Below are 22941 nucleotides of genomic sequence, written 5' to 3'. Positions count from 1 at the left end.
GAAATGAAATGTTTGGACATCTATTCAAATACCGTCTGAAGAAACTCCTGAGAACGAAGGAGATGATATTCTGGACCCTGGCCTTTCCCATCATTCTCTCCATCTTCTTCAATCTGGCTTTCCAGAATCTGGATTCCAGCGAAGGCTTTGATCCCATTCCCGCAGCAGTAGTGACGGATGATTCCTATGCGCATCACCCCTTCCTGAAAGATGTGCTGAAGGAAGTTTCAGAGGGGGAAGACCCCCTTCTCATACTCAGCGAGGTCCCTCTTGACGAGGCGAAGGCGCTTCTGGAGGAAGGGAAGATCAGAGGCTATATCACCGCTGAAAACCCCATCCGTCTCCATGTGAAATCATCGGGCTTTTCCCAGAATATCCTGAGACTTTTTCTGGACAACGTCAACCAGAGGTTTGCCGTCGTTGAAGATGTCACTGCTCAGGACCCGGCCGCTCTTGAGGCAGTCTTTTCCGCCATGGAAGAGGAAAGAGACTTCACACGGGAAAAGGAGAAGACGACAGCACCGCCCAGCCAGGTCCTGAACTACTTCTATTCCCTTATCGCCATGGCCTGCATGTATGGGGCCTTTTTCGGCGCGGACGAAGTGACGGACATCCAGGCCAACATCTCCGACAGAGCCGCCAGAATCAACGTGGCTCCTGTTCATAAGCTGAAGGACTTCCTTGCAAGCTCCACCGCCTCCTATGTGGTCCTCATGGTCAATATGAGTATCCTTCTGCTGTTTCTGAGATTCGTTCTCGGCATCGAGTTCGGAGACCGCGTGCTTCTCCTGGTGCTCACCACCTTTGTAGGCACCATGACGGGCATCTCATTCGGTGCATTTGTAAGTTCTCTGGTGAAAAAGGGAGAGAATCTCAAAGTGGCCATCATCATCACCGTGAGCATGACAGGGTCCTTTCTGGCAGGCATGATGTATGCCCAGATGAAATACATCGTCTATGACAAGGCACCGATTCTTGCCTATATAAACCCCGTCAATCTCATCACGGACTCCTTCTACTCCCTGTATTACTTTGAAGATCTGGGCCGTTACGTCATGAACATCCTCATCCTTCTTGTTATGACTATCGTGTTCAGTCTAGGCACCTACATGGTCTTAAGGAGGCGAAAATATGCAAGTATTTAAGGTGAGCATGAAGGTTCTGAAAAGAAATTATCCCAGCATTCTCATTTATCTCGGCATCTTTCTCGGACTCTCTCTCCTGTTCGCCTCCCAGGGAAGCCGGCAGGAGGAAGAATACACTTCCTTTGAAACCGTGAAGACACCTGTGGCGGTATTCGCCGAGGAAGATACCCCTCTTGTGAACGGATTCATCGAAAACCTCCGTGAAACCGCCGAAATCAAAGAACTGAAAGACGAGGAGGACACCATCAGCGATGCGCTCTATTTCCGAGTCGTCACCTATGTGATCCGTATCCCTGAGGGTTTCACGGAGAAATTCATGGGTCAGGAGGAAGTGATGCTCGAAATTGAGACCATCCCCGGCAGCGCAGGAAACACCTACACGGATCTGGCTGTGAACAGCTTCTTCCAAACAGCAGCGCTGTACCTGGCGGCAGATGAGACCCTCACTGAAGAAGCCCTGGTGGAAGAGAGCGTCTCCGCCCTCAGAGAGAGAACGCCGGTAGAGGTGAAGAGTCAGAACCAGCAGAAAGAAGACGGATATGCGAAATTCTATTTCAACTACATGTCCTATTCTCTGGTCTCTATTCTGGTCCTGGGCACCAGCCTGATCATGCTGGTCTGGAAAGACAAGGATCTCTATGAGCGAACCGAGGTGTCCCCACTGAAGAGAGCGCACATCAGTCAGCAGAAGTATCTGGCCCTTGGTGTGTTCACCCTCCTCACCTGGGTGGTTTTAAACGGAGCCTATTTCGTCGTGAATGCACAAAGCACCCTGGATCTGCGCACCCTTCTGCACATGGGAAATTCTGTGGTGTTCGCTTTCACTGCCATGGGAATGAGCTTTCTCATCGGAACGCTTCTGAAAAGCAGAAATGCCATCTCCGCAGTGAGCAATGTGGTATCTCTTGGACCATCTTTCATCAGTGGTGTTTTCGTTCCACAGGAGCTTCTGGGCAGCGGCGTTCTGTCCATGGCAAGAGTGACACCCACCTACTGGTATGTCACCGCCAACAACAGAATCGCTTCCATCGGAACCCTTCAGGAGGCCAAGACGCAGTCTGTTTTCAATTTCATGCTCATCGTCTTCGGGTTCGGACTGCTCTTTTTCATCCTTTCTTCACTGGCAGGAAGTAGAGCCAGGCGAAACTGATCCCCATCAGAATAGCGAATCTGTGACCTGTTCCTGAACGAAGAGGAACTGAAAAAGAAGGTCTGCCGGGCTTCATTGTGAAATCCGGCAGACCTTCTTCTATTCTACGTGTATTCTAGTCAAAAAGCTTGGATAGAGGAACATCCTCTGTGATTCTTCTGATGGCCTCCGCAAAGAGCGGTGCTACAGACAGACATGTGAATTTATCCATATCTTCTCTCTTAGGCTGTGCGATGGTATCCAGCATGACCAGTTCCTTGATGGCACTGTTATTGATTCTGTCAATGGCTGGTCCTGACAGCACGCCATGGGTACAGGCCGCATAGACTTCCACTGCACCAAGGTCCATCAGCGCATTGGCTGCATTGGAGATGGTTCCCGCGGTGTCAATCATATCGTCGATGAGGATACAGGTCTTGCCCTTGATGTCCCCGATGATGTTCATGATCTCAGAAACGTTGGCCTTGGGTCTTCTCTTGTCGATGATGGCCATGGGGGCATGCAGTCTTTCCGCAAGCTTTCTTGTTCTTGTGACGGAACCAAGGTCAGGAGAAACCACAACCACATCGGAATTCTCCATGAATCCCTTTTTGATGAAGTAGTCTGCAATGATCGGCATCCCCAGAAGGTGGTCCAGCGGAATATTGAAATACCCCTGAATCTGTGCTGCATGAAGATCCATGGTGAGCACTCTGTCAGCGCCCGCTTTGGTCAGAAGATCCGCCACCAGTTTCGCCGTGATGGGATCTCTTGATCTCACTTTACGATCCTGTCTCGCATACCCGTAGTATGGAATGACCGCATTGATTCTACCGGCTGAAGCTCTCTTGAACGCATCAATCATGATGAGCAGCTCCATCAGGTTGTCATTCACAGGATTGTTGGTGGACTGGACGATGAATACGTCGCATCCTCTTACCGTTTCGTTGGTTTCCACGAATATTTCTCCGTCTGAGAATGTGCCCACTTTGTTGTCGCCAAGTTTAACGCCCAGGATGTCGGCAATCTGTTTTGCAAGTTCAGGATGCGAGTTACCCGCAAAAACCTTGAAATTGTTGTACTGCTTAATCATTACATTATCCTCCTAATATTTACCGCTTTCTTTTCTTTTCTTGACCCAGCCTTCTTTGTTGACCTGTTTCGTACGTGCTATGCCCAGACCTTCCTCCGGGACATCATCGGTTATGGTGGAACCTGCTGCCGTGAAAGCGCCCTTATGAACAGTCACTGGGGCCACCAGATTCGTGTTGCATCCGATGAACGCGTTGTCTTCAACGACGGTTTTGAACTTGCTTTTTCCGTCGTAGTTGACCACTACGGTCCCGCAGCCGAAATTGACTCTGGACCCTACTTCAGCATCTCCTATGTAGGTGAGATGCGAGATTTTCGTTCCGTTGCCGATGGAGGATTTCTTGATTTCCACAAAGTCTCCGACCTTCACTTCCTCACCGATGACCGATTCCGGTCTGATGTAGGCAAAAGGACCTACCGTAGTCTTTCTGCCGATCTGCGAGGAGAGGATCACGGAGGATGTTATGCTGACTTCGTCATGAATCACGGAGTCCACGATCCTTGAGTTCTGATATAAGGTGACTCCGCTTCCAATGACCGTGCTGCCTTCAATGACATTGTTCGGATAGATGATGGTGTCGTTTCCGATTTCCACATCCGCTCCGATGTAGGTGGTATTGGGGTCGATGAGCGTGACGCCGTTTTCCATGTGGCGAAGATTGATTCTCTTTCTGAGAATCGCTTCCGCTTCCGCAAGCTGTGCTCTGGAATTGACGCCTCTGGTTTCATCAAATTCTGTTACACTGGCACCGATTTTGAGGTTTTTCTCCCTCATGATTTCAATGACATCTGTCAGGTAATACTCTCCCTGGGCATTGTCGTTCTTCAGAAGGCTAAGTGCCTGAAGGAGCTCCTGCACATCAAACATGTACATTCCGGCATTGATTTCCTGAAGAAGAAGCTCTTCGCTGGTGCAGTCCTTGTGCTCGATGATCTTCTCCACATCATTTCCGTCTCTCTTCACGCGGCCATAGCCTGACGGATCTTCGATGATGGAGGTCAGAAGCGTGGCGCTGTAGGCCCCTTCTTCGTGACTTTTCAGCATCTCCTTCACGGTTTCCTCACGGATCAGCGGTGCATCTCCTGTGAAGATCGCCACGGTCCCTTCTTTTCCGGCCAGGAAATCCTTGGCGCATAATACCGCATGTCCTGTACCCAGCTGTTCCTCCTGCACGGAGAAGCTCACTTCTCTGTCTGCAGTCTTTGCCATCACCTGGTCTTTGCCTTTCCCAACAATGACATTGACATCGTCAAAACCAGCTTTCCTCATGATGTCAATCACGTGATTGACCATCTCCTTGCCGCAGACCTTGTGAAGGACCTTGGACGTGGCGGATTTCATCCGCTTCCCTTCGCCTGCAGCGAGAATTAATGCATATTTACCCATATTTCACCTCAATTATTATTCACCGACATGACAATGAGCTTTCGACACATCTGCATCAAAAGCCTTTGATTTTCCATTTAATTATAGATTAGGTTCCTCTTTATTTCAACCGATTGCAACGGTTATTGCACTATCTCCCGTGTAAAATACATTTAAAAATCAAATCGGCCTCATTCACTGACAAAAGAGCGGTATTTGTACCCGTTCTTTTTGAATCTATCAACGGAACGAAAAAATAACCCGCACAAACGCAGGTTATTTTTCTCACCTTAATCTACCGCTATAGGTTCGTGGACAATGGACTCCTCTTCTTCCAATCTGACCTTTTCATACTCTGATAGAATGGAGTTCTGCAGATTCTCTCTTGTCTGGGTGTTGATCGGATGCGCAATATCCTTAAACTCTCCATCCGGAGTTTTCCTTGACGGCATGGCAATGAATAAGCCATTCTGTCCTTCGATCACTTTGATGTCATGAACGACGAATTCATTATCAAAGGTGACAGAAACAATGGCCTTCATTTTCCCGTCTGTTGCAATTTTTCTGATTCTTACGTCTGTAATGTTCATGTAAACCTCCTTCATTTGTCTAATGCTTGAATGTCCTTCAAATTCATTTTGAAAATTCAGAATTTAAGGATTACAATTAAATTATAAACTGTAACGGATTACATTATCAATCAAAATCAGAAAATTTCTTTAATTATAAGAAACATTCTGTAAAATACGGTCCCATATTATCAATATCGTTATTTCTGTTGCTATTTATTGCGACAGTTATAACAATCTTTAGTATATTCAGTTAGTAGTCTATCTCTAGATGATGATGATGTATACTGGAAGAAAAGGAAACAGGAGCGAGATGCATGAAAAAAACATATAAGCTGATCTGCATCGATGTGGATGGAACCCTCTACAACGATCAGAAAATCATCCCCGAAGAGAACAAAGAAGCCATACAGGAAGCAAGCCGCAAAGGAATCCACGTGGCCATCACCACGGGCAGAATGTATCATTATGGACACCTTTATGGCGGTATGCTGGGCACCGATACCATCACCATCGCTTCCAACGGAGCTTTCGTGAAGTACCAGAATGAAATCCTCAATCATCAGAGACTTTCCTATGAGGATACCCTGTTCATGAAAGAGAAAATCGAGAAGTACAGCTTCTTCGCTCATTACAATACCTGGAATGCCCTTGTATGCAAAGGAGACCTGGGAGACGGAAACGGGTATCTTGCCGCCAACGAAAAGCTGCCGGCGGATATGAAAATCGATATCGTGGTCACGGAAGACCTGGAAAACGAATTTCTGGACAGAAAAGACCAGTTTCTGAAGGCCATCGTCTTCTCCAGAGGACGGCACGAGGATCTCAGAAAGCTCAGAGAAGAATTCAGAGACCATCCCAGACTGGGCGTCGCCTCCTCCTCCGTGGACAACCTGGAGATCTTCCGTAAAGATGTGGGTAAGGAGAAAGGCATTCTCGCCCTCATGAAGAAGCTCTGCATCACCCGGGAAGAGGTCATGGCCATCGGAGATGCGGAAAACGACCTTTCCATGATCCGCTTTGCCGGTCTTGGCGTCGCCATGGGCAACGCATCCGATGAAGTGAAGGAAGCTGCTGATTTCATCTCGGAAACCAACAACGAGGCTGGTGTCGCCAAAGCCATCCGCAGGTTCTGCCTCTAAGAGGAAAGGAGACTCCCTGCACTTTTATCTGCTGTTTCTATAAAACCAGAAAGTTCCTTTTTCTCCACATCTTCTGTATGTAGAGAAAGAATGCTGTTCATCGCATGAATCGGTATCCCAGAAGCCATAGCCCGTCTATGGCTTCTTTTTTCACTTATTCTTTATCTGATCCTGCAATATGAAAAGCTCACAAAAAAGACCCCGCAAATCTTCATTTCCGGGGTCTTTTCTTTGATGTATCTGCTTGGCAACTATTTCCGCTACAGCCTGGTGAGATTTTCCTCTGTCACGGTGAAGGTGATTTCCTTCTCGCCCATGTTGTCCGTTCTGATCTTCACGCTGCCGTTTCCTTTGCCTCTTCCGCTTCTGACATAGAAAGCACCCTGTCCCCCGCGTAGAGGAAACCGCGAAGGTCCGAGAATCTCAACATTCCCTACAGCTTCCAGCTCGATCACTTCACTGGAATAGTCAAGGATCTCCTCGTGATTATTCCTTGCGCTGACAGATACCATAGCCACGTCATAGGTTTCTTCCACATGGAGCACCTGGGTGGATGGTGTCACCCTAAGATGCATCGAAGCGCCCGGCCCCTTGGTCACCGATGCCACTTCTTTTCCATCTTTGTATCCTTTGAACGTATAGGTAAGCTGGTCCTGTCCCCATCCGGCATAGTACTTCCCGAAAAGGTCCACCGCATCATCCATGTTCATCCTGTATTTCAGAAGGATTCTGCCCATGGTCATTTTCGATGTCAGAGGCAGATTCATGCCGTAGATGGCGGCTTTCCGGATGATTTTCTTCACCCTCTCCGCATCCCTGGCTGAAAAGCCTTCCTCTTCCACCAGCAGATTTCCGATGAAGTCATCCATAAGAATCGGTGGATGCTTCAGCCTGCTTTTCTGATCTTTCTCGAATCTCCTGATGAATCTGCCATTCTTGTATAGATCCACATAATCGCAGCTGGTGAAGGCATAGACCTTGCCCAGATTTCCGCCTGCATGGTCTCCGATGTTCATGGAGGATGAAACATGAAGGATGGGTTCGTCCTTCTGACTGGCATAGACATAGGCAGCGGTCTTCTTCTGACGGAACATATCCAGCACGCCATGATAGCAGACCCGATCTCCACTGCCGAAATCCACATGCGTATTGTAATCGGCCATGCTCCAGCCTATGGCGCCCGAAATCTTTGTGTTTTTCTCCATGTCCTCCAGTACCCTGGCATGCCTCAGTGCATGCTCTGTTCTCCGGTCTTCCGGGTCCGCGCTCTTGACGGGATACATGTGACCATTATGCTCCGTCACCAGATACGGAGCCTTGGAAGGAAGAATGTCATTGGGGCTGGACAGTCCCTCGTTGTCTCCCCTGTGCACAAAGTCGTTGTAGGTGTAGACATCCTCCAGAAGCTCACTCTTGGCGAAGTTCCTCACGCCACCTGTAGGTCTGGACTCATCGTAGATATGGGCGATCTTGTTCATTTCCTTATAAAAGAGCGTATCATCCTTAGACTCATTGATCCGCACTCCCCAGATGATGATGGAGGGATGATTCCGGTCTCTCTTGATCATCTTCTTCAGATTGTCTTTGCAGTTCTCCTTGAAATGTTCATCTCCGATATGCTGCCATCCGGGGATCTCTTCGAAGACCAGCAGGCCGATGCGGTCACAGTGGTCCAGAAAATGGCTGGACTGGGGATAATGTGAAGTGCGCACGATGTTGACACCCAGATCCTTTTTCAGAATCTCCGCATCCAGGATCTGCATGGATCTGGGCATGGCATAGCCCACATAGGGGTAGCTCTGATGCCGGTTGAGCCCCCTCAGCTTGATTTTCCGCCCGTTGAGATAGAATCCGTCTTCCCTGAATGTCGCTTCCCGAAAACCGATGATTTCGGTTTTCCTGTCCACTGCAAGGCCGTCACGGTCCACCAGTGTCACTTCAAGGGTATAGAGTCTGGGATCTTCGATATCCCAGAGCGAAACACCTTTTACGGACAGAGTGTTTCGCATGCGCTTGTCATCCACATTGCGAATGCTGGAAAAGAGAGCCTCGCCGACAGGATTATGGTTCCCGCCTTCAAAGAGCTTATAGAGGATACTCCCCCCCCGCTCTGCGGAGAGAATGGTCTGTACTGTAAGACTTTTCTCTTCTTCCAGAACATTTTCCGCGAAGGCGAAGATATTCTGGATGAAATACCGGTCATGAATCTCCAGGCTGACCTCTCTGTAGATTCCTCCATAGGTAAGAAAATCCACCACATGACCAAAAGGCGGAATCCATTCATGCTCTCTGGAATCCACCATGACCTCGATGATGTTTGCTTCTCCGAATCTGACCTCATCGGAGATCTCTTTGGAGAAGGGAAGAAAAGCACTTTCGCTATGAAAACTCTTTTTTCCGTTCACATAGACCACGGACATGTTCGCCACGCCTTCAAACACCAGGAACAGGGCCTTGTCTCTGTATTTCTCGTCAATGAAGACCTCTTTTCTGTAGAGGCTTTTGAACTGATAGTCTTTCTCGTTGAAGTTGTTGAAAGGCAGCATCTTCACTGTATGAGGAAGATCCACACGCTCTCCTCTCATATGCTTCAGTTTCCCTGCTACCTCCTGGTATTCTTCAATGTCGGGATAAAAGGTCCAGTTTCCATTCAGATGAATCTTTTCACGCATCGCACAACTCTCCTCACATGCTCGTTCCATCAGGGTTGTTCTTTCCAGATTGTATTTCATTTATCATACAATAGAAATATGAAAAATCTTTGACTATAGTCAGACTATTATAATAATCTTATCAGAAAAGAGCGAAAGATGTATCTGTTTTCACTTTACATCCCACGCTCTGTATCTTTCAGCCTGATTTCGCTATATTCTTGTATCTGCTCTCGTTTCACTGGCTTTACGCTCTTCCATGACGCCGAGAAACTCCTTCGGTGTCAGTCCATATTCGTTCTTGAACGCTCGAAAGAAATTGGAATAATCTCCAAAGCCGCACTCTTCATATACCGATGTGATGGGATTCCCCTCCAGAATCAGCCCTTTGGCCTTGATGAGCCGCTTCTGCACCACAAACCGATACAGCGTCGTACCCGTGTATTTCTTGAACTCACGGGAGAGATGATACTTGCTGATGAAAAACTCCGCCGCCAGCAGGTCCATGTTGATTTCCTCTTCCAGATGCTCATTGATGAAGCTGATGACGGAATCAATGAGCTGATTCTTCTTCACCTGAGGCTGCAGCTTGTCTTCTTCGAAACTCATGCGGTTCAGTTCGATCATGAGCTCTGTGAGCAGTGCTTTAGGAAGAAGATCCGCTCCGAAGCCGTCTTCTTTATTCTGATAATGGAGTTTATCGAGAATCCCTCGTATGAGCTGATGGTTTTCCATGGAGGTTCGGAGCAGCGTCTTCTTCTCCTGATCCAGAAAGCATCGGGTCAGATCCGTCCTGCCGCTGGAGAGTGAACGGAGATAATCCTTGTTCAGCCAGAGCACATAGCGCTCATAATAATGATCCGGGTTCTCTATGAGCACCTGATGCAGCTCCTTGTGATTCACAAGAAGGATATCCCCCGGCACAAGGTGATAATTTCTTCCTTCAATCTGGTAGCGCACTTCACCCTTCACGAAGAAATAGACTTCGAAGAAATCATGATGATGAAGGGAAACATTCTTGAACTGCATATCTTTGTAGTAAAACAGCTCATAATCCTTACGGTACATGTGCTGGCGGTTTGAATAATCGTTCTTGCTCTTGCTCATGACATTGCCTCCCGTTTTTCCTATTTTCATCTTATAGATAATGAGCAATATTTGCAAGTCCCTGGGCAACTTAAATCATCATCAAAAGACACGGGAATATGATACTATTAAGCAAAGAGATTAAATTCCGCCCTTTGGTTTCAATTATGAACAGAGAATTAACATCCTGTGAAATCATTCTGCATTCCAGCAGCTTTCATGGATGAACGATTTATCTTCATGGTGAAAAAACGATCAGCGATCGGCTAATGGGATGTTGTTACACTGAATTAAAATATATAGGAGATGAATGCCATGAAACTATCATTCAGATGGTACGGAGAAGACGATCCCGTAAAAATCGAATACATCAGACAGATTCCAGCCATGCACAGCATCGTTACCGCGGTATACGATGTTCCAGTAGGTGAAGTATGGTCTGTGGAGAGTATCGAAAGACTGAAGAAAATCACAGAGGACAATGGACTGCACTTTGATGTGATTGAAAGCGTACCCGTTCATGAAGACATCAAACTGGGACTGCCTTCAAGAGACGCGTACATCGAAAACTACAAGGAGAACATCAGAAGACTGGGCGCTGCAGGCGTCAAGGTCATCTGCTACAACTTCATGCCGATCTTCGACTGGACAAGAACACAGCTGGATTATGAGCTGCCAGACAAGTCCACTGCCCTTGTCTACTTCAAGGAGCAGCTGGAGAAGATGGATCCGCTCACCGGAGAGCTTTCCCTTCCAGGCTGGGATGCCAGCTATACCAAAGAAGGCATGAAAGCACTCTTTGATCAGTACAAAGACGTGGATGAGGAGAAGCTTTTCGAAAACCTGGAGTATTTCCTGAAAGCGATTATCCCAGTGGCTGAAGAGTCCGGCGTGAAAATGGCCATCCATCCCGATGATCCACCATATTCCATCTTCGGTCTGCCAAGAATCATCACCGGAGAAAAGAATCTGGACAGATTCCTGAAGCTCGTAGACAGTGAATACAATGGTCTCACTTTCTGTACGGGTTCCTTTGGCTCCGCCAATGCCAACGATGTGCTGGCCATGGTGGACAAGTATTCCAAGATGGGCAGAATCCACTTCATGCATGTAAGAAACGTGAAGCTCTATCCTGATGACAGCTTTGAGGAAAGCGCACATTATTCCCCATGCGGTTCCCTGGATATCGTAGCGATCCTGAAAGCTCTCCATAAAAACGGATTTGACGGATACCTGCGACCAGACCATGGACGAATGATCTGGGGCGAAACCGGAAGACCCGGATATGGCCTTCATGACAGAGCGCTGGGTGCTTCCTACATGACAGGAATCTGGGAAACCCTTACAAAACTGGACAAGTAATTCCCAAAACCCTCATAGAATCCCGAAAGGAGCTGCCTCAGGAAGTTATAATCTTCCCAGGCAGCTCCTTGTTTTTCCGTTTATACGCTATTCTATTTTTCAGATGCTTCCATGACCACATTGCCCTCTTCATCCACACCATGATAATCCACAAGGGAAATGTATGGAGTCGGCAGCTTCTTGGCCACTTCCTTGCTGTCCACCAGGACACCGATGCCGATGAGCTCCGAATCAAACTCGTTGAGAAGATCCGCGATGCCGTTCACTGTACCACCAGCTCTTAAGAAGTCATCAATGAAAAGACATCTGGAAGAGGTCTTCAGTGTTCTCTTGGCCAGTCCCATGTTTCCGAGCCTTCCGGTGGTGCCGGATACGTAGTTGATGGTGACGCTGGTCCCTTCTGTGACTTTCGAGTTCTTTCTGGCGACGATCAGTGGTACGCCCAGATACCTGGCCACTTCATAAGCCAGCGGAATGCCCTTGGTCTCCACTGTGATCACATAATCCGCTTTGGCTTTGGAGAATCTGGAAGCCAGAATCACACCCGCACGATGGACGATGGTCGGATCCAGCATAATATCCGTAATATAGAGGAAATTACCGGGAACAATTCTTGATTTATCCCTCAGTGTTTCGCAGATGGCATTCGCAAAGGCTTTTTCCTCCTCTTCTCCTATTCTCGCCACATATCTGACCCCACCCGTAGCTCCGGCGATGGTTTCAATCATCCCCATTTCCAGTGTCTCCATGATTTCTCTGATGACCAGAATATCTTCACTGATTGTGGATTTTGCCGCGTTCAGCATTTCAGAAAAATAATTCAGACTCATGATTTTATTGGGATTCTCAATCAGAATTTTTGTAATGGCACTTATTCGGCTGTTTCTCGAATATTTTTGCATAACGGTCCTCCTACCTGGATTTAATCTCTTCTAATTTTATAACATTATCGAATGTTTTACAATATAATACTACCTAATATTCGTATTGGGACCTTATCTTTTTCCATTTCTTCACGCTAGCATTCCTTTCAAAAAAATCTTTGAAATTTAAGCTATGTAGACTATGATATTAATGGAAGGAAGTGTGATCATGTTATTTGATTTAAAGGAATACGAAAACAAGAAGGTGCATTTCATTGGAATCGGCGGAGTCAGCATGAGCGGACTGGCAGCCATCCTTCTGAACAGCAACATCAAAGTCACAGGATCTGATTTCAAAGAATCAGACAACGTCAGACGATTAAGAGAAAAAGGGGCCGTCATTTTTTTCGGCCATCATAAAGAAAACATCACAGACCAGGACATCGTGGTCTATACCGCAGCCATACGGGATGACAACGAAGAGCTAATGCAAGCCAGAGAGCTTGGGATCACAACCTATGACCGAGCAGAGTTTCTGGGTCACATCATCCAGAACTTCACAAACTCCATCGCTGTGACCGGAACCCACGGCAAGACCTCCACCACCTCCATGCTTTCCGCCATATCTCTGGCAGCGGACGTAGACCCCACCATACTGGTCGGAGCGAATCTGCCCCTCATCGGCGGAAACTACAGAATCGGGGACAGCGACTTCTTCATCACAGAAGCCTGTGAATACAAGGAGTCTTTTCTGAGGTTTCCTGGAAAAGTGGCGCTGATTCTGAACATCGAAGCGGATCATCTGGATTACTACAGAGATCTCAATCATATTCTGGATACCTTCAGAGTGTATGTCTCTGTCATGCCAAAAGATGGTATTGTCGTAGCCAATGCAGATGATGCCAATATGGCATACGTTCTTCAGGATGCCACCATCAAGACTCTGACCTTCGGTATCAGAAACGGTGATCTGAGAGCGGAAGAGATTTCTTACAGCCCTCTGGGGAAGCCAAGTTTTAAAGTCGTGTATCAGGGTAAACCTCTCACTGAGCTGACCCTTCAGGTTCCCGGGGAATTCAACATCTATAATGCGCTGGGTGCCATCGGTGCATCTCTTTCTTCAGGCTTAAGCATGGATGCCATCAAAAGAGGTCTGGAAACCTATAGGGGCGTGGATAAGAGATTCCAGCATCTCTACACGGAAAACGGCATCATGGTCATCGATGACTATGCCCATCATCCCGGTGAAGTGACAAGTGCCATCGACACGGTCCTTAGAATGGAACATAGAAAAGTCCATGTGGTGTTCCAGTCTCATACCTATACAAGAACCCGCGCTCTTTTTGACGACTTTGTGGAGTGCTTCGACCGCGTGGACAGCCTGACCCTTCTGCCCATCTATGCCGCAAGAGAGCCTGATACAGGCCTTGTCAGTGCACAGGAGCTGGGTGATGCCATCCGCAGTCGAAAGACCGTGGAAACGAAGAACTTTGAAACCTTTGAAGAGGCCGCAAAGCATCTTGCATCCATCGCAAGATCCGGAGACATCGTCCTCACCATGGGCGCCGGCGAATCCGTGAAGGTGGCGGAATATCTGAAGCCACTACTTGAAAAGCAATTACTGTAGAATACGATCTGATTTCACTGGAGGAAAAGCATGAATAACATCATCTATCGACCCCTTCAGCTGGAGGAATGCCATAGAATCAGCGAAATCGACGCTTCCCAGTTCATTCATCGTGCTTACCGGGAAGTTAACGGAAGAAGATCTCTTGTGGACATCAGCTACCAGGACCCCACCTGGCCGGAAGGTTATGAAGCGCATCTTCACGCTCTTCATAAGACCCTGTCAGATGACGGCGCTGCCATCGGTGCCTTTTCGGAAGAAGGAGCTCTTCTCGGATTCATTTCCCTGAACAGGCCGTTTTTCGGAAAAACCTGTCATCATGTGCTGCTGGACCAGCTCTTCATCACCCTGAGTCATCGCAGAAAAGGAATCGGAAAAGCGCTGTTTCAGAAGGCGGCAGATATCGCCCGGATCTGGAAAGCCGATAAGCTCTATATCTGCGCAGGTTCCGCGGAAGAAACCGTGCACTTCTACTTCGCCTTAGGCTGTAGAGAAGCCAGTGAAATCCACAAGGAATACTACGAGAATGACCCGCGGGATTTTCAGCTGGAGTATGACCTCCATCTATAGATCCCGTACACGGACTGCACCTGAACCTCACCTATACCCCCTTGCCAGTCAAGGGGTTTTGTTATATACTGAATGAAGCGAAAGCGCAAATATCAGTTGTGAAGACGGGAAGAGTAATAAAGGAAACTGCCCATAGCGAGCTAATGATGGTGAAAGTTTAGCAGCAAGACCTTTCATGAAAAACGCCCCCGAGCATCTTTATGGAAAGAAGAGTACATAAAGACGGACCTCACCGTTACAGGATAAAGTGACAAGGAAATTATTTCCTTGTAAATTGGGTGGTACCGCGAGATCCTCGTCCCTTTATGGAGATGATGGTCTTTTTTATTTACACAAAAATGAAAGACTATAAAAAATAAGAATAGAAAGAAGGAATTATCATGGTTAGAATCAAAGAATTATACAGAAACGCAAAAGACTATGAAGGCCAGGTCGTCACACTCAATGGCTGGATCAGAACTTCAAGAGTATCCAAAGCCTTCGGCTTCATTGAACTCAATGATGGAGGGTTCTTCAAGAACGCACAGATCGTCTTCGATGAGACCCTGGAGAACTTCCTGGAAGTGTCCAAGTATCATATCGCCACTGCTCTCACCGTAACGGGTACAGTGGTCTATACGCCGGACGCGAAGCAGCCCTTTGAGATCAAGGCATCGGAGATCATTCTAGAAGGAAGCTCTTCCTCGGATTTCCCCCTGCAGAAAAAGAGACATACCTTTGAATACCTGCGATCCATCGCGCATCTGAGACCACGCGGCAACACCTACTCTGCAGTGTTCAGAGTCAGAAGCCTTGCTGCCTTTGCCATCCACAAGTTCTTCCAGGAAAGAGGCTTTGTCTATGTGCATACCCCAATCATCACCGGAAGCGATGCGGAAGGTGCCGGTGAAATGTTCAGAGTGAGCACCCTTGACCCCATTCATCCTCCGCTGACGGAAGACGGAAAAGTGGATTACAAGGAAGATTTCTTCGGAAAAGAATCCAACCTTACCGTATCCGGACAGCTCAATGCGGAAGCCTATGCCCTCGCATTCAAGGATGTGTATACCTTCGGACCTACCTTCAGAGCGGAAAACTCCAATACCGCACGACATGCGGCGGAGTTCTGGATGATCGAACCTGAGATCGCTTTTGCCGATCTGATGGATGATATGAAGCTGGCAGAAGACATGCTGAAGTATGTCATCCGCTACTGCCTCGAAGAAGCCCCTGAGGAAATGGCCTTCTTCAACCAGTTCATAGACAAGGGTCTCCTGGAGAGGCTGCACTTCCTTGTGGAATCCGACTTCAAGCATGTGACCTATACGGAAGCTGTGGAGCTTCTGGAGAAATCCGGCAAGAAATTCGAGTATCCTGTGTCCTGGGGAAGCGATCTCCAGACAGAGCATGAAAGATACCTGACAGAAGAGATCTTCAAGATGCCTGTGTTCGTCACAGACTATCCAAAGGAGATCAAGGCCTTCTACATGAGACAGAACGATGACGGAAAGACCGTAGCAGCTATGGACTGTCTGGTACCCGGCGTCGGTGAAATCATCGGAGGTTCCCAGAGAGAGGAAAGAATGGATGTCCTTCTTGCTCGAATCGAGGAAATGGGACTAAACAAAGAGGATTACTGGTGGTATCTTGAACTGAGAAAGTTCGGCGGCACCAAGCATGCTGGTTTTGGTCTCGGTTTTGAAAGACTCATCATGTACATCACGGGCATGACCAACATCAGAGATGTGATTCCTTTCCCAAGAACTACAAACAACGCAGAATTCTAGCAGACCCGGCAAGGAGAGCTCAAGCTCTCCTTTTTTATATGGTAAAATGATTAAAATCATATATACCGTTAACAAAATAAAGTTTCCGTTAAATTATCTTAATATTCAATATATTAGTGGTAAAATAAGAGTATAGACCTGAATACTTTAATCGAAGGGGGCATTAAACATGATTAAAAAATTACTTGTTGTGAACCAGACACTACCCTATGATCATCTTGTTCTGAAATTTGCCAGATCACTGAAATTTCTAGGCGCAAAAGAAGTGGTTGTCGCCAATAACATCACGACACTCAGTGACAGACTCATCGATGGATATGATCCTCTTGTCATTGAAGAAAGCCTCAAAGAGATCGAGAAGGAAGGATTTACAACCCGTACACTGGAACTTCAGGATCTGCCCGTGGAAGACATCAACAAGCTGGTCCAGAATGACGATACTTACGACTCCCTCATAATGGTCGGCGCAAAAAGATCTTCTCTGGGAAAACGAATCTTCGATACGGAATTCGCCTACGAGCTGATCCAGATGCCAAGTAAACCGATTCTCATCGTCAGGATCGATGAAGAAGATGAAAAATTCTCCACAGTCCCTGCGGAGTTATCCCCTGAAAGTCACATACTGTTCCCCACAGACTTCTCGGAAAATGCTCACCAGGCCTTCCAGTATCTCGAAAGAATGGTGGAAGCGGGCATCCGCAAAGTGACACTGATGCACATTCAGGATATTTCCAAGATCAGTCCCTATCTGGACTACAGAATCATTGAATTCAACCAGATTGACCGGGACAGACTGGAAGAACTGAAAAAGAGACTGGAAGAAAAAGGCGCAACTAAAGTGGAGATTATTCTGGAAATGGGTAGACCTTTCAGAGAAATCAGCCGGGTAGTGGAAGAAAACCATGTGGATCTGCTCATCTTAGGCAGACAGGGTAAGGGGATCATCAAGGACATCTTCATCGGAAGCAACAGTAACAACCTGGCAAGACGTGCCCATACCTCTGTTCTTCTTGTGCCTGAAATGAAGAAGAAATAGCACATACAGCAAAAGCCTGGCTCACGCCAGGCTTTCATTTATGCTATTTTCTATTCCCTGCTATCTGATGATCTGAAGATCCTTGGGATAACTGTTCAAGACTTCATGTCCCTCTTCCGTCACCAGAACCAGATCCTCGATTCTCACACCCAGTTCACCTTCCAGATAGATGCCAGGCTCCACGGAAAAGATCATACCGGGCATCAGAAGATCCTCATTGGCTGAGGACACATCCCCATATTCATGCACTTCAATGCCGATGGAGTGACCTGTTCTGTGGGTGAAGTATTTTCCATAGCCTTTCTCTTCAATGACCGCTCTCGCCGCCTGGTCGATCTCACTGAATTTCATCCCAGGCTTCACCTTGTCAATGGCTTTCCGATTTGCCTCCAGGACGGTCTCATAGACTTCTTTCGCTTTTTCATCCACTTCCATGTAGAATACCGTTCTTGTCATATCCGAAGCATAGTTGTCTTTTCTGCATCCGATGTCGAGAATCACGGAATCGCCCTCTTTCAGCAGCCTGTGACTGTTTTCATGATGAGGATTCGCCCCGTTCTTTCCGTAGGCGATGATGGGCGTGAAGGAGAATCCTTCGGCGCCCAGGCTGTCATAGATTTCTCTGAGCCTGTCTTCCATCTCCTTTTCCGTCATATCCTCATGCAGAGCATCGATGAGCATCGTCATGGCATCGTCATTGAGCCTGGATGCCTCTCTCATGAACTGAATCTCCTCTTCATCCTTCCTGGACCGAATCAGATCCAGAAGCAGTGAGGAATTCACAACCTTTGCTGAACCTGTGGTTTCCATCAGGCGGATGAGAAAGCCCGATGGCCAATTCTTGTCGATACCGAGTATCTCTTCCTTTTCCAGCTTTTCCGCAAGGAGTGCAATGGAGTCTGTGGTGTCCTTGATCCACACAAAATCCAGGTCCTCTGATTCTTTTTCCGGAAACAGCTCATTGATGAAGAACACCGGTTTTCCGGACTGCCTGATGAGAAGAACCAGAAGTCTTTCTCCAGCTTCAATCCAGCGTCCAGTGAGATAGAAAATGGATGCGGTGTCTGTCACCAGAAGCTGCGTCAGATTCTTCTCCTTCATTAAGGCTCTCAGTTTTTCAATTCTTTCCGAATACAAATTTCCCACCTCCAAAATGGTTTGATTCTCTATAGTCTAAGCGTCTACTTCTTTGCACCCTTGGCATAGTAGTACAGGGTCTTCACAGGCATCCCTGTGGCACCCTTGGGCAGATATCCTCTTGCAGCAGCAATGTCTGAAGTTCCTGCGATATCCAGATGCACCCAGGGCGTATCTTCCACAAAGGCTTCTATGAAGGCTGCCGCGGTACTTGCTCCGCCCCATCTTCCACCGGTGTTTTTAAGATCACCCCGGTCTCCTTTGATGAGGTCTCTGTATCCCTTGGATAATGGAAGCTGCCACATAGGCTCTCCTGCCTCTTCTGCGGCTTTTTCGATTTTTCCGTAGAGTTCCTTGCTGTTTGTGAATGCACCTGTATTGAACTCTCCCAGAGCCACTACGCATGCGCCTGTAAGCGTGGCCACATCCACCACTTCACTGACCCCTTCATGCTTGATGCTGTAATAGACGGCATCCGCCAGAGTGAGTCTTCCTTCTGCATCGGTGCTGTGGATTTCGATGGTCTTTCCCGCCATGGAACCTACAATATCTCCAGGCACATAGGCATCCCCTGAAATCACATTATCTGTAGCCAGAACCACAGCTGTCACATTTCTTTTCACCTTGTTGAGGGCAATGGCCTTCATGGCCCCAATGACGACACCAGAGCCTCCCATATCGCCGTTCATGGTCATCATGGAAGGTCCTGGTTTGAGAGAGTATCCACCCGTATCAAAGGTGACGCCTTTTCCTACCAGTCCGATGGGCGCTTCATCCTTTCCGCCCTTGTATCTCATGATGATACCCTGAGGCTCATTGGTGGATCCCTTCGCCACGGAAAGGAAGGCTGTCATGCCCAGCTTCTCGCAGGCTTCTCTTCCCAGGATCGTCACTTCCACGCCCAGGGGTTCCAGCTCTTCCTTTGCCGCTTTCGCTAAGGCTACTGGTGTGAGGGTTATGGCAGGTTCATTGATGAGATTCCTTGTCAGGAAGATCCCGTCCATGAGGTTTTCAATTTCAGAAAGCTCCGGAAGAACCTTTTCCTCTTTTCCTTCCAGAAGAATCAGAGAGACCTCTTCCAGATGGAAGTCCTTCTTCTTGGAAAGATATTTATCAAATCGGTACTCCGCATGATAGAGCCCTTCCGCAAATGCTTTGGAGGACTTTCTGTAGCATAGACCTGAGAACTTCGGAAGCTTAGCGGAGGCTTTCCTGATCTTCAGCTTTGAAAGCTCCTTCGCTCCTTTGAAGGCTGCCAGTCGAAGGGCCTCCTCATCCACCTTCTCCTCTTCTCCAAGTCCCAGGTATACGGAAACCTTGCCGCTTTCCATATCCACATGACTGAACAGCTCTTCCGCTTCTCCCTTGAACAGGTCCTTCTCCTTCAGCTGCTCCAGGACTTTTTCCAGACCTTCATGGGTCTGGTCCTTGCATACCAAAATCAGCTTCGCATTCTCTTTCTGTCCGATGGTTATTTTCAAATTCATCACCCTTTCAAATATAGTATCTGTCTTTCATTCTACTATAAGCGTCTGAAAAATAGTAGGCACGTAAGGCACCATCTATAGTGGATTCCGCGAATCTCTGTACTACTTTTCTTCTCAGGGTATTCACCTTCTCTTCATTGCTACACCTAATTCCAAGTGGTATACTTGATACAAATAAACTCTTTCGGAGGAATATTTAATGGAAAAAATAGCAATATTTACAGATAGCGCCTGTGACCTGCGTGATAAGGATCTTGAGGAATACGGAATCAGAATTCTGCCGCTGCAGATCATATACAAAGACGCAACCTATCGGGACCGTGTGGAAATCAGTGCGGACACCGTCTATGAGAACTTTGAGAAAGAAGTGCCCAAGACCAGCCTTCCTAAAGGCGTAGACATTGATCAGCTATTCAAAGATCTGGTGGCTGAAGGTTATACCCATGCCATCGGTGTTCTCATTTCAGGAGGACTGTCCGGGACAGCCAACTCCGTGAAGCTGGTGGCTCAGGAACACCCTGAAATCGAGACCTTCATCTTTGATACCCTCAATCTGTCCATGGCAGAAGGCATTCAGGCACTGAATGCGGCCAAGATGGTCAGAGAAGGCAAGAGCTTCAGTGAAATCAAGGAAGCTCTGCCGAAGCAGAGAAAAACCGTAGATACCTATTACTGCCTGTCAACCCTTGAGTATCTCATCAAAGGAGGCAGAATCGGCAAGGTTTCCGGTACCATCGGTCAGATGCTGAACATCAAACCCATCATCTCCGTCAACGAAGAAGGTGTCTATTACACCGTGGACAAGGCCAGAGGAACCAACCAGGCCTACAGCAAGCTCATCGATATCCTGAAGGACAATCTGGAAAAGACAAAATGCAGAGTCTGGGTCATGCATGGGGGCGCAAAGAAGGAAGCGCAGAAGATCGTGGAGCGCATCAAGGATCTTCCAGGCATCCTGAGCCTGGAATACGATCAGATCAGCCCTGCACTGGGCGTGCATACCGGAAAAGGTCTTGTGGGCATTTGCGTGGAGAGAATCATCGGAAAGTAGAGCCTTGACGAAGTCACTATCGTATACTACAATCTATTTATGGCTAGGGGTGCTTAAAAAGCTGAGAGACACATTGTCAACCCTGTTACCTGATCTGGTTAGTACCAGCGTAGGGAAGCGGATAAACGAAAGTTTTTACTGTCTTACCTATAAGTAAGACAGTTTTTTTATTTTATCCTGGCCTTTTAACAAAAGGAGGTATAAAAAATGACCCTGTTCCTAAGCAGTGCCAAGGAGGCACTAAACACACTGATCGCTGAACCCGCATCACTTGCCGCCCTGGTGATCGTCCTCTTGATGATCATCTTCATCCTGGTGGTGAAGAAAGTGAAGCTGACCCCGCTCCTCATGGCACAGATCAGCATTTCCGTGGCCATCTGCGCGGTGCTGAATGCATTTCCCATGTTCAGAATGCCCCAGGGCGGAAGCGTGACCCTGGCATCCACTCTCCCCATCATCATCATGGCCTATGCCTATGGACCCGAGGTGGGCATGCTCACCGGATTTCTGTTCGGCGTGGTCAATCTGTTCCTGGGACCCTATATCATCCATCCCCTGCAGACGCTGCTGGATTATCCGCTGCCCTTCATGCTGGTGGGTGCATCGGGCTATTTCAGAAACCGCTATCTCGGTAGCATCATCGGTCAGGCACTGCGGCTATTCATGCATATCCTCTCCGGCGTCATCTTCTTTTCCTCCTATGCCCCTGTGGGTCAGCAGGAAGGACTGGGACTCTGGATCTACTCCACAGGATACAACGGCTCCTTCGTGGCCGTGGAGCTGCTCATACTGCTTGTGATCCTTGCGGTGATTCCATGGGAGCGATTCATGAAGGTTCTGAAAAATACACAGCCCAGACTGTCCATGAAGAGCACAACGGATCATCAGTAACTTATCCATATACCTAAAAAACCGCCAGGGTTCATCCCCTGACGGTTTTTTCATATGCTTTTTCCGGTTCCTACAGGAAAGGGATCACCTTTCTCTTCACCGCTTTGTTTCTTGCATAGATGTCTTTCTCATCATCCTTGAAGGCTTCCAGGATCACATCATATTCCGGGTTGGTCGCTGCAAATCTCTCTGCCTGCCCCGCCTCCATATGTTCTGCGAACTCCGGATTGATGGGGAGCTCCGCGATGAGGGGCAGCCCCATCTTCTCCGCCTGACTCTCCGCGGAATTGTTCGAGAACACGTTCATACGCTCTCCGCACTTGCCGCACTGGATGTAGGACATGTTCTGGATGACGCCCTTCACTGGAATCTCCAGCTTCTCCGCCATATTGACCACCTTCTGGACAATCATGGAGACCATGCTCTGAGGAGTGGAAACCACCACCAGGTAATCCACCGGGAACTGTTCCATGATGGTCATGGCCACATCTCCCGTACCAGGTGGCATATCGATGAGCAGATAATCCAGCTCACCCCAGTCCGTATCCGTAAACAGCTGCATCAGCACATTTCCAAGGACCGGCCCCTTCCAGAGAAGCGGTTCTTCTTCATCGATCATGAAGTTCATGGAAATGGATTTGATGCCAAGTCCCGTCTCCACAGGAACGAACTTATACACATCCTCCACCTCGGTGGGGGCATATCCCGTCTTTTCCTTTTCCAGGCCAAAGAATCTGGGCATGGAGGGTCCGGTGATGTCACCATCCAGAACCCCCACTTTGTAACCCAGTTTTCTCAGCTGCACGGCCAGCACACCTGTCACCGTGGATTTTCCTACGCCACCTTTACCGCTTATGACACCGACAACGTGCTTGATCTTGCCATATTTGGGCTTGATCAGATCGCACTTCATATCTTTGAGACATTTATTCTTCACTGCGCATGTCGCACACTTCACCATATGGTATACC

At 47.9% G+C, this 22941-nt stretch carries 19 protein-coding genes, 1 riboswitch and 1 other annotated feature; of the genes, 10 read left to right on the top strand and 9 right to left on the bottom strand.

From position 1 onward, the window contains the following. Positions 1 to 8 precede the first annotated feature (8 nt). On the top strand, positions 9 to 1145 hold the full coding sequence (locus J3A84_RS08170; RefSeq protein WP_207599520.1) for an ABC transporter permease: 1137 nt from the start codon (positions 9 to 11) through the stop codon (positions 1143 to 1145). Continuing rightward, positions 1132 to 2295, top strand: a complete 1164-nt coding sequence (locus J3A84_RS08165; RefSeq protein WP_207599519.1) for an ABC transporter permease — start codon at positions 1132 to 1134, stop codon at positions 2293 to 2295. Before J3A84_RS08170 ends, J3A84_RS08165 begins: the two co-directional genes overlap by 14 nt. Before the next feature lie 115 nt (positions 2296 to 2410). Here the strand turns inward: J3A84_RS08165 and J3A84_RS08160 are convergent, their stop codons facing one another. The 3 genes from J3A84_RS08160 to spoVG form a co-directional block, all read right to left on the bottom strand. Continuing rightward, entirely contained in the window at positions 2411 to 3367 is a 957-nt protein-coding gene (locus J3A84_RS08160; protein ID WP_207599518.1) for a ribose-phosphate diphosphokinase, read from the bottom strand. A gap of 12 nt (positions 3368 to 3379) precedes the next feature. Next, positions 3380 to 4753 (bottom strand): bifunctional UDP-N-acetylglucosamine diphosphorylase/glucosamine-1-phosphate N-acetyltransferase GlmU, encoded by a 1374-nt coding sequence (glmU, locus tag J3A84_RS08155; protein WP_207599517.1) that lies wholly within the window; start codon positions 4751 to 4753, stop codon positions 3380 to 3382. Between the two features lie 269 nt (positions 4754 to 5022). Continuing rightward, entirely contained in the window at positions 5023 to 5322 is a 300-nt protein-coding gene (gene spoVG / locus J3A84_RS08150; protein ID WP_207599516.1) for a septation regulator SpoVG, read from the bottom strand. 296 nt (positions 5323 to 5618) lie between these two features. Between spoVG and J3A84_RS08145 the strand changes: the two genes are divergently transcribed. After that, positions 5619 to 6443, top strand: a complete 825-nt coding sequence (locus J3A84_RS08145; protein WP_207599515.1) for a Cof-type HAD-IIB family hydrolase — start codon at positions 5619 to 5621, stop codon at positions 6441 to 6443. A 260-nt stretch (positions 6444 to 6703) separates the two neighbouring features. Here the strand turns inward: J3A84_RS08145 and J3A84_RS08140 are convergent, their stop codons facing one another. Together J3A84_RS08140 and J3A84_RS08135 are read right to left on the bottom strand one after the other, a co-directional pair. Next, positions 6704 to 9115, bottom strand: coding sequence for a glycoside hydrolase family 2 protein (locus J3A84_RS08140; protein ID WP_207599514.1), 2412 nt, complete (start codon positions 9113 to 9115; stop codon positions 6704 to 6706). 192 nt (positions 9116 to 9307) lie between these two features. After that, complete coding sequence (locus J3A84_RS08135; protein WP_207599513.1) at positions 9308 to 10201, bottom strand: AraC family transcriptional regulator; 894 nt, start codon at positions 10199 to 10201, stop codon at positions 9308 to 9310. A 294-nt stretch (positions 10202 to 10495) separates the two neighbouring features. Between J3A84_RS08135 and uxuA the strand changes: the two genes are divergently transcribed. Continuing rightward, positions 10496 to 11542 (top strand): mannonate dehydratase, encoded by a 1047-nt coding sequence (uxuA, locus tag J3A84_RS08130; protein ID WP_207599512.1) that lies wholly within the window; start codon positions 10496 to 10498, stop codon positions 11540 to 11542. 92 nt (positions 11543 to 11634) lie between these two features. Here uxuA and purR read toward each other — a convergent pair whose 3' ends face one another. Further along, positions 11635 to 12444, bottom strand: coding sequence for a pur operon repressor (gene purR / locus J3A84_RS08125; protein WP_207599511.1), 810 nt, complete (start codon positions 12442 to 12444; stop codon positions 11635 to 11637). A 190-nt stretch (positions 12445 to 12634) separates the two neighbouring features. Between purR and murC the strand changes: the two genes are divergently transcribed. The 4 genes from murC (at position 12635) to J3A84_RS08105 (ending at position 17404) form a co-directional block, all read left to right on the top strand. Continuing rightward, a complete protein-coding gene (gene murC, locus J3A84_RS08120) occupies positions 12635 to 14032 on the top strand; it encodes a UDP-N-acetylmuramate--L-alanine ligase (protein WP_207599510.1) in 1398 nt (465 codons plus the stop codon). Between the two features lie 30 nt (positions 14033 to 14062). Then, positions 14063 to 14602 carry a GNAT family N-acetyltransferase gene (locus J3A84_RS08115; RefSeq protein ID WP_207599509.1) on the top strand — a complete coding sequence of 180 codons (540 nt, stop codon included), beginning with the start codon at positions 14063 to 14065 and terminating at the stop codon, positions 14600 to 14602. Between the two features lie 89 nt (positions 14603 to 14691). Then, positions 14692 to 14908, top strand: a binding site (T-box leader). A 74-nt stretch (positions 14909 to 14982) separates the two neighbouring features. After that, entirely contained in the window at positions 14983 to 16368 is a 1386-nt protein-coding gene (gene asnS / locus J3A84_RS08110; RefSeq protein ID WP_207599508.1) for an asparagine--tRNA ligase, read from the top strand. A gap of 169 nt (positions 16369 to 16537) precedes the next feature. Beyond that, positions 16538 to 17404, top strand: a complete 867-nt coding sequence (locus J3A84_RS08105) for a universal stress protein (RefSeq protein WP_207599507.1) — start codon at positions 16538 to 16540, stop codon at positions 17402 to 17404. Positions 17405 to 17464: 60 nt separating this feature from the next. On the opposite strand, the gene J3A84_RS08100 is transcribed toward J3A84_RS08105, so the two are convergent. Together J3A84_RS08100 and J3A84_RS08095 are read right to left on the bottom strand one after the other, a co-directional pair. After that, positions 17465 to 18541, bottom strand: coding sequence for a M24 family metallopeptidase (locus tag J3A84_RS08100; RefSeq protein WP_207599506.1), 1077 nt, complete (start codon positions 18539 to 18541; stop codon positions 17465 to 17467). A gap of 44 nt (positions 18542 to 18585) precedes the next feature. Then, positions 18586 to 20022, bottom strand: coding sequence for a leucyl aminopeptidase (locus tag J3A84_RS08095; protein ID WP_207599505.1), 1437 nt, complete (start codon positions 20020 to 20022; stop codon positions 18586 to 18588). Positions 20023 to 20227: 205 nt separating this feature from the next. On the opposite strand from J3A84_RS08095, the gene J3A84_RS08090 reads away from it, so the two are divergent. Both J3A84_RS08090 and thiT read left to right on the top strand, forming a co-directional pair. Next, positions 20228 to 21079 (top strand): DegV family protein, encoded by an 852-nt coding sequence (locus J3A84_RS08090; protein ID WP_207599504.1) that lies wholly within the window; start codon positions 20228 to 20230, stop codon positions 21077 to 21079. A gap of 35 nt (positions 21080 to 21114) precedes the next feature. Continuing rightward, positions 21115 to 21212, top strand: a riboswitch (TPP riboswitch). Positions 21213 to 21286: 74 nt separating this feature from the next. Continuing rightward, a complete protein-coding gene (gene thiT, locus J3A84_RS08085; protein WP_207599503.1) occupies positions 21287 to 21970 on the top strand; it encodes an energy-coupled thiamine transporter ThiT in 684 nt (227 codons plus the stop codon). 70 nt (positions 21971 to 22040) lie between these two features. Here the strand turns inward: thiT and J3A84_RS08080 are convergent, their stop codons facing one another. Further along, a complete protein-coding gene (locus tag J3A84_RS08080; protein WP_207599502.1) occupies positions 22041 to 22931 on the bottom strand; it encodes an Mrp/NBP35 family ATP-binding protein in 891 nt (296 codons plus the stop codon). Between the last annotated feature and the right edge of the window lie 10 nt (positions 22932 to 22941).

Source organism: Proteiniclasticum aestuarii (assembly GCF_017368455.1).
Classification (GTDB): domain Bacteria; phylum Bacillota; class Clostridia; order Clostridiales; family Clostridiaceae; genus Proteiniclasticum; species Proteiniclasticum aestuarii.
Note: the sequence above shows the minus strand (reverse complement) of the source record. Positions and strands in the feature narration are given on the sequence as shown.

Excerpts from the sequence above, each read along its gene's own strand:
- J3A84_RS08170 (WP_207599520.1), top strand. The coding sequence starts at position 9 with ATGTTTGGACATCTATTCAAATACCGTCTGAAGAAACTCCTGAGAACG.
- J3A84_RS08165 (WP_207599519.1), top strand. The coding sequence starts at position 1,132 with ATGCAAGTATTTAAGGTGAGCATGAAGGTTCTGAAAAGAAATTATCCC.
- J3A84_RS08160 (WP_207599518.1), bottom strand. The coding sequence starts at position 3,367 with ATGATTAAGCAGTACAACAATTTCAAGGTTTTTGCGGGTAACTCGCAT.
- glmU (WP_207599517.1), bottom strand. The coding sequence starts at position 4,753 with ATGGGTAAATATGCATTAATTCTCGCTGCAGGCGAAGGGAAGCGGATG.
- spoVG (WP_207599516.1), bottom strand. The coding sequence starts at position 5,322 with ATGAACATTACAGACGTAAGAATCAGAAAAATTGCAACAGACGGGAAA.
- J3A84_RS08145 (WP_207599515.1), top strand. The coding sequence starts at position 5,619 with ATGAAAAAAACATATAAGCTGATCTGCATCGATGTGGATGGAACCCTC.
- J3A84_RS08140 (WP_207599514.1), bottom strand. The coding sequence starts at position 9,115 with ATGCGTGAAAAGATTCATCTGAATGGAAACTGGACCTTTTATCCCGAC.
- J3A84_RS08135 (WP_207599513.1), bottom strand. The coding sequence starts at position 10,201 with ATGAGCAAGAGCAAGAACGATTATTCAAACCGCCAGCACATGTACCGT.
- uxuA (WP_207599512.1), top strand. The coding sequence starts at position 10,496 with ATGAAACTATCATTCAGATGGTACGGAGAAGACGATCCCGTAAAAATC.
- purR (WP_207599511.1), bottom strand. The coding sequence starts at position 12,444 with ATGCAAAAATATTCGAGAAACAGCCGAATAAGTGCCATTACAAAAATT.
- murC (WP_207599510.1), top strand. The coding sequence starts at position 12,635 with ATGTTATTTGATTTAAAGGAATACGAAAACAAGAAGGTGCATTTCATT.
- J3A84_RS08115 (WP_207599509.1), top strand. The coding sequence starts at position 14,063 with ATGAATAACATCATCTATCGACCCCTTCAGCTGGAGGAATGCCATAGA.
- asnS (WP_207599508.1), top strand. The coding sequence starts at position 14,983 with ATGGTTAGAATCAAAGAATTATACAGAAACGCAAAAGACTATGAAGGC.
- J3A84_RS08105 (WP_207599507.1), top strand. The coding sequence starts at position 16,538 with ATGATTAAAAAATTACTTGTTGTGAACCAGACACTACCCTATGATCAT.
- J3A84_RS08090 (WP_207599504.1), top strand. The coding sequence starts at position 20,228 with ATGGAAAAAATAGCAATATTTACAGATAGCGCCTGTGACCTGCGTGAT.
- thiT (WP_207599503.1), top strand. The coding sequence starts at position 21,287 with ATGACCCTGTTCCTAAGCAGTGCCAAGGAGGCACTAAACACACTGATC.
- J3A84_RS08080 (WP_207599502.1), bottom strand. The coding sequence starts at position 22,931 with ATGGTGAAGTGTGCGACATGCGCAGTGAAGAATAAATGTCTCAAAGAT.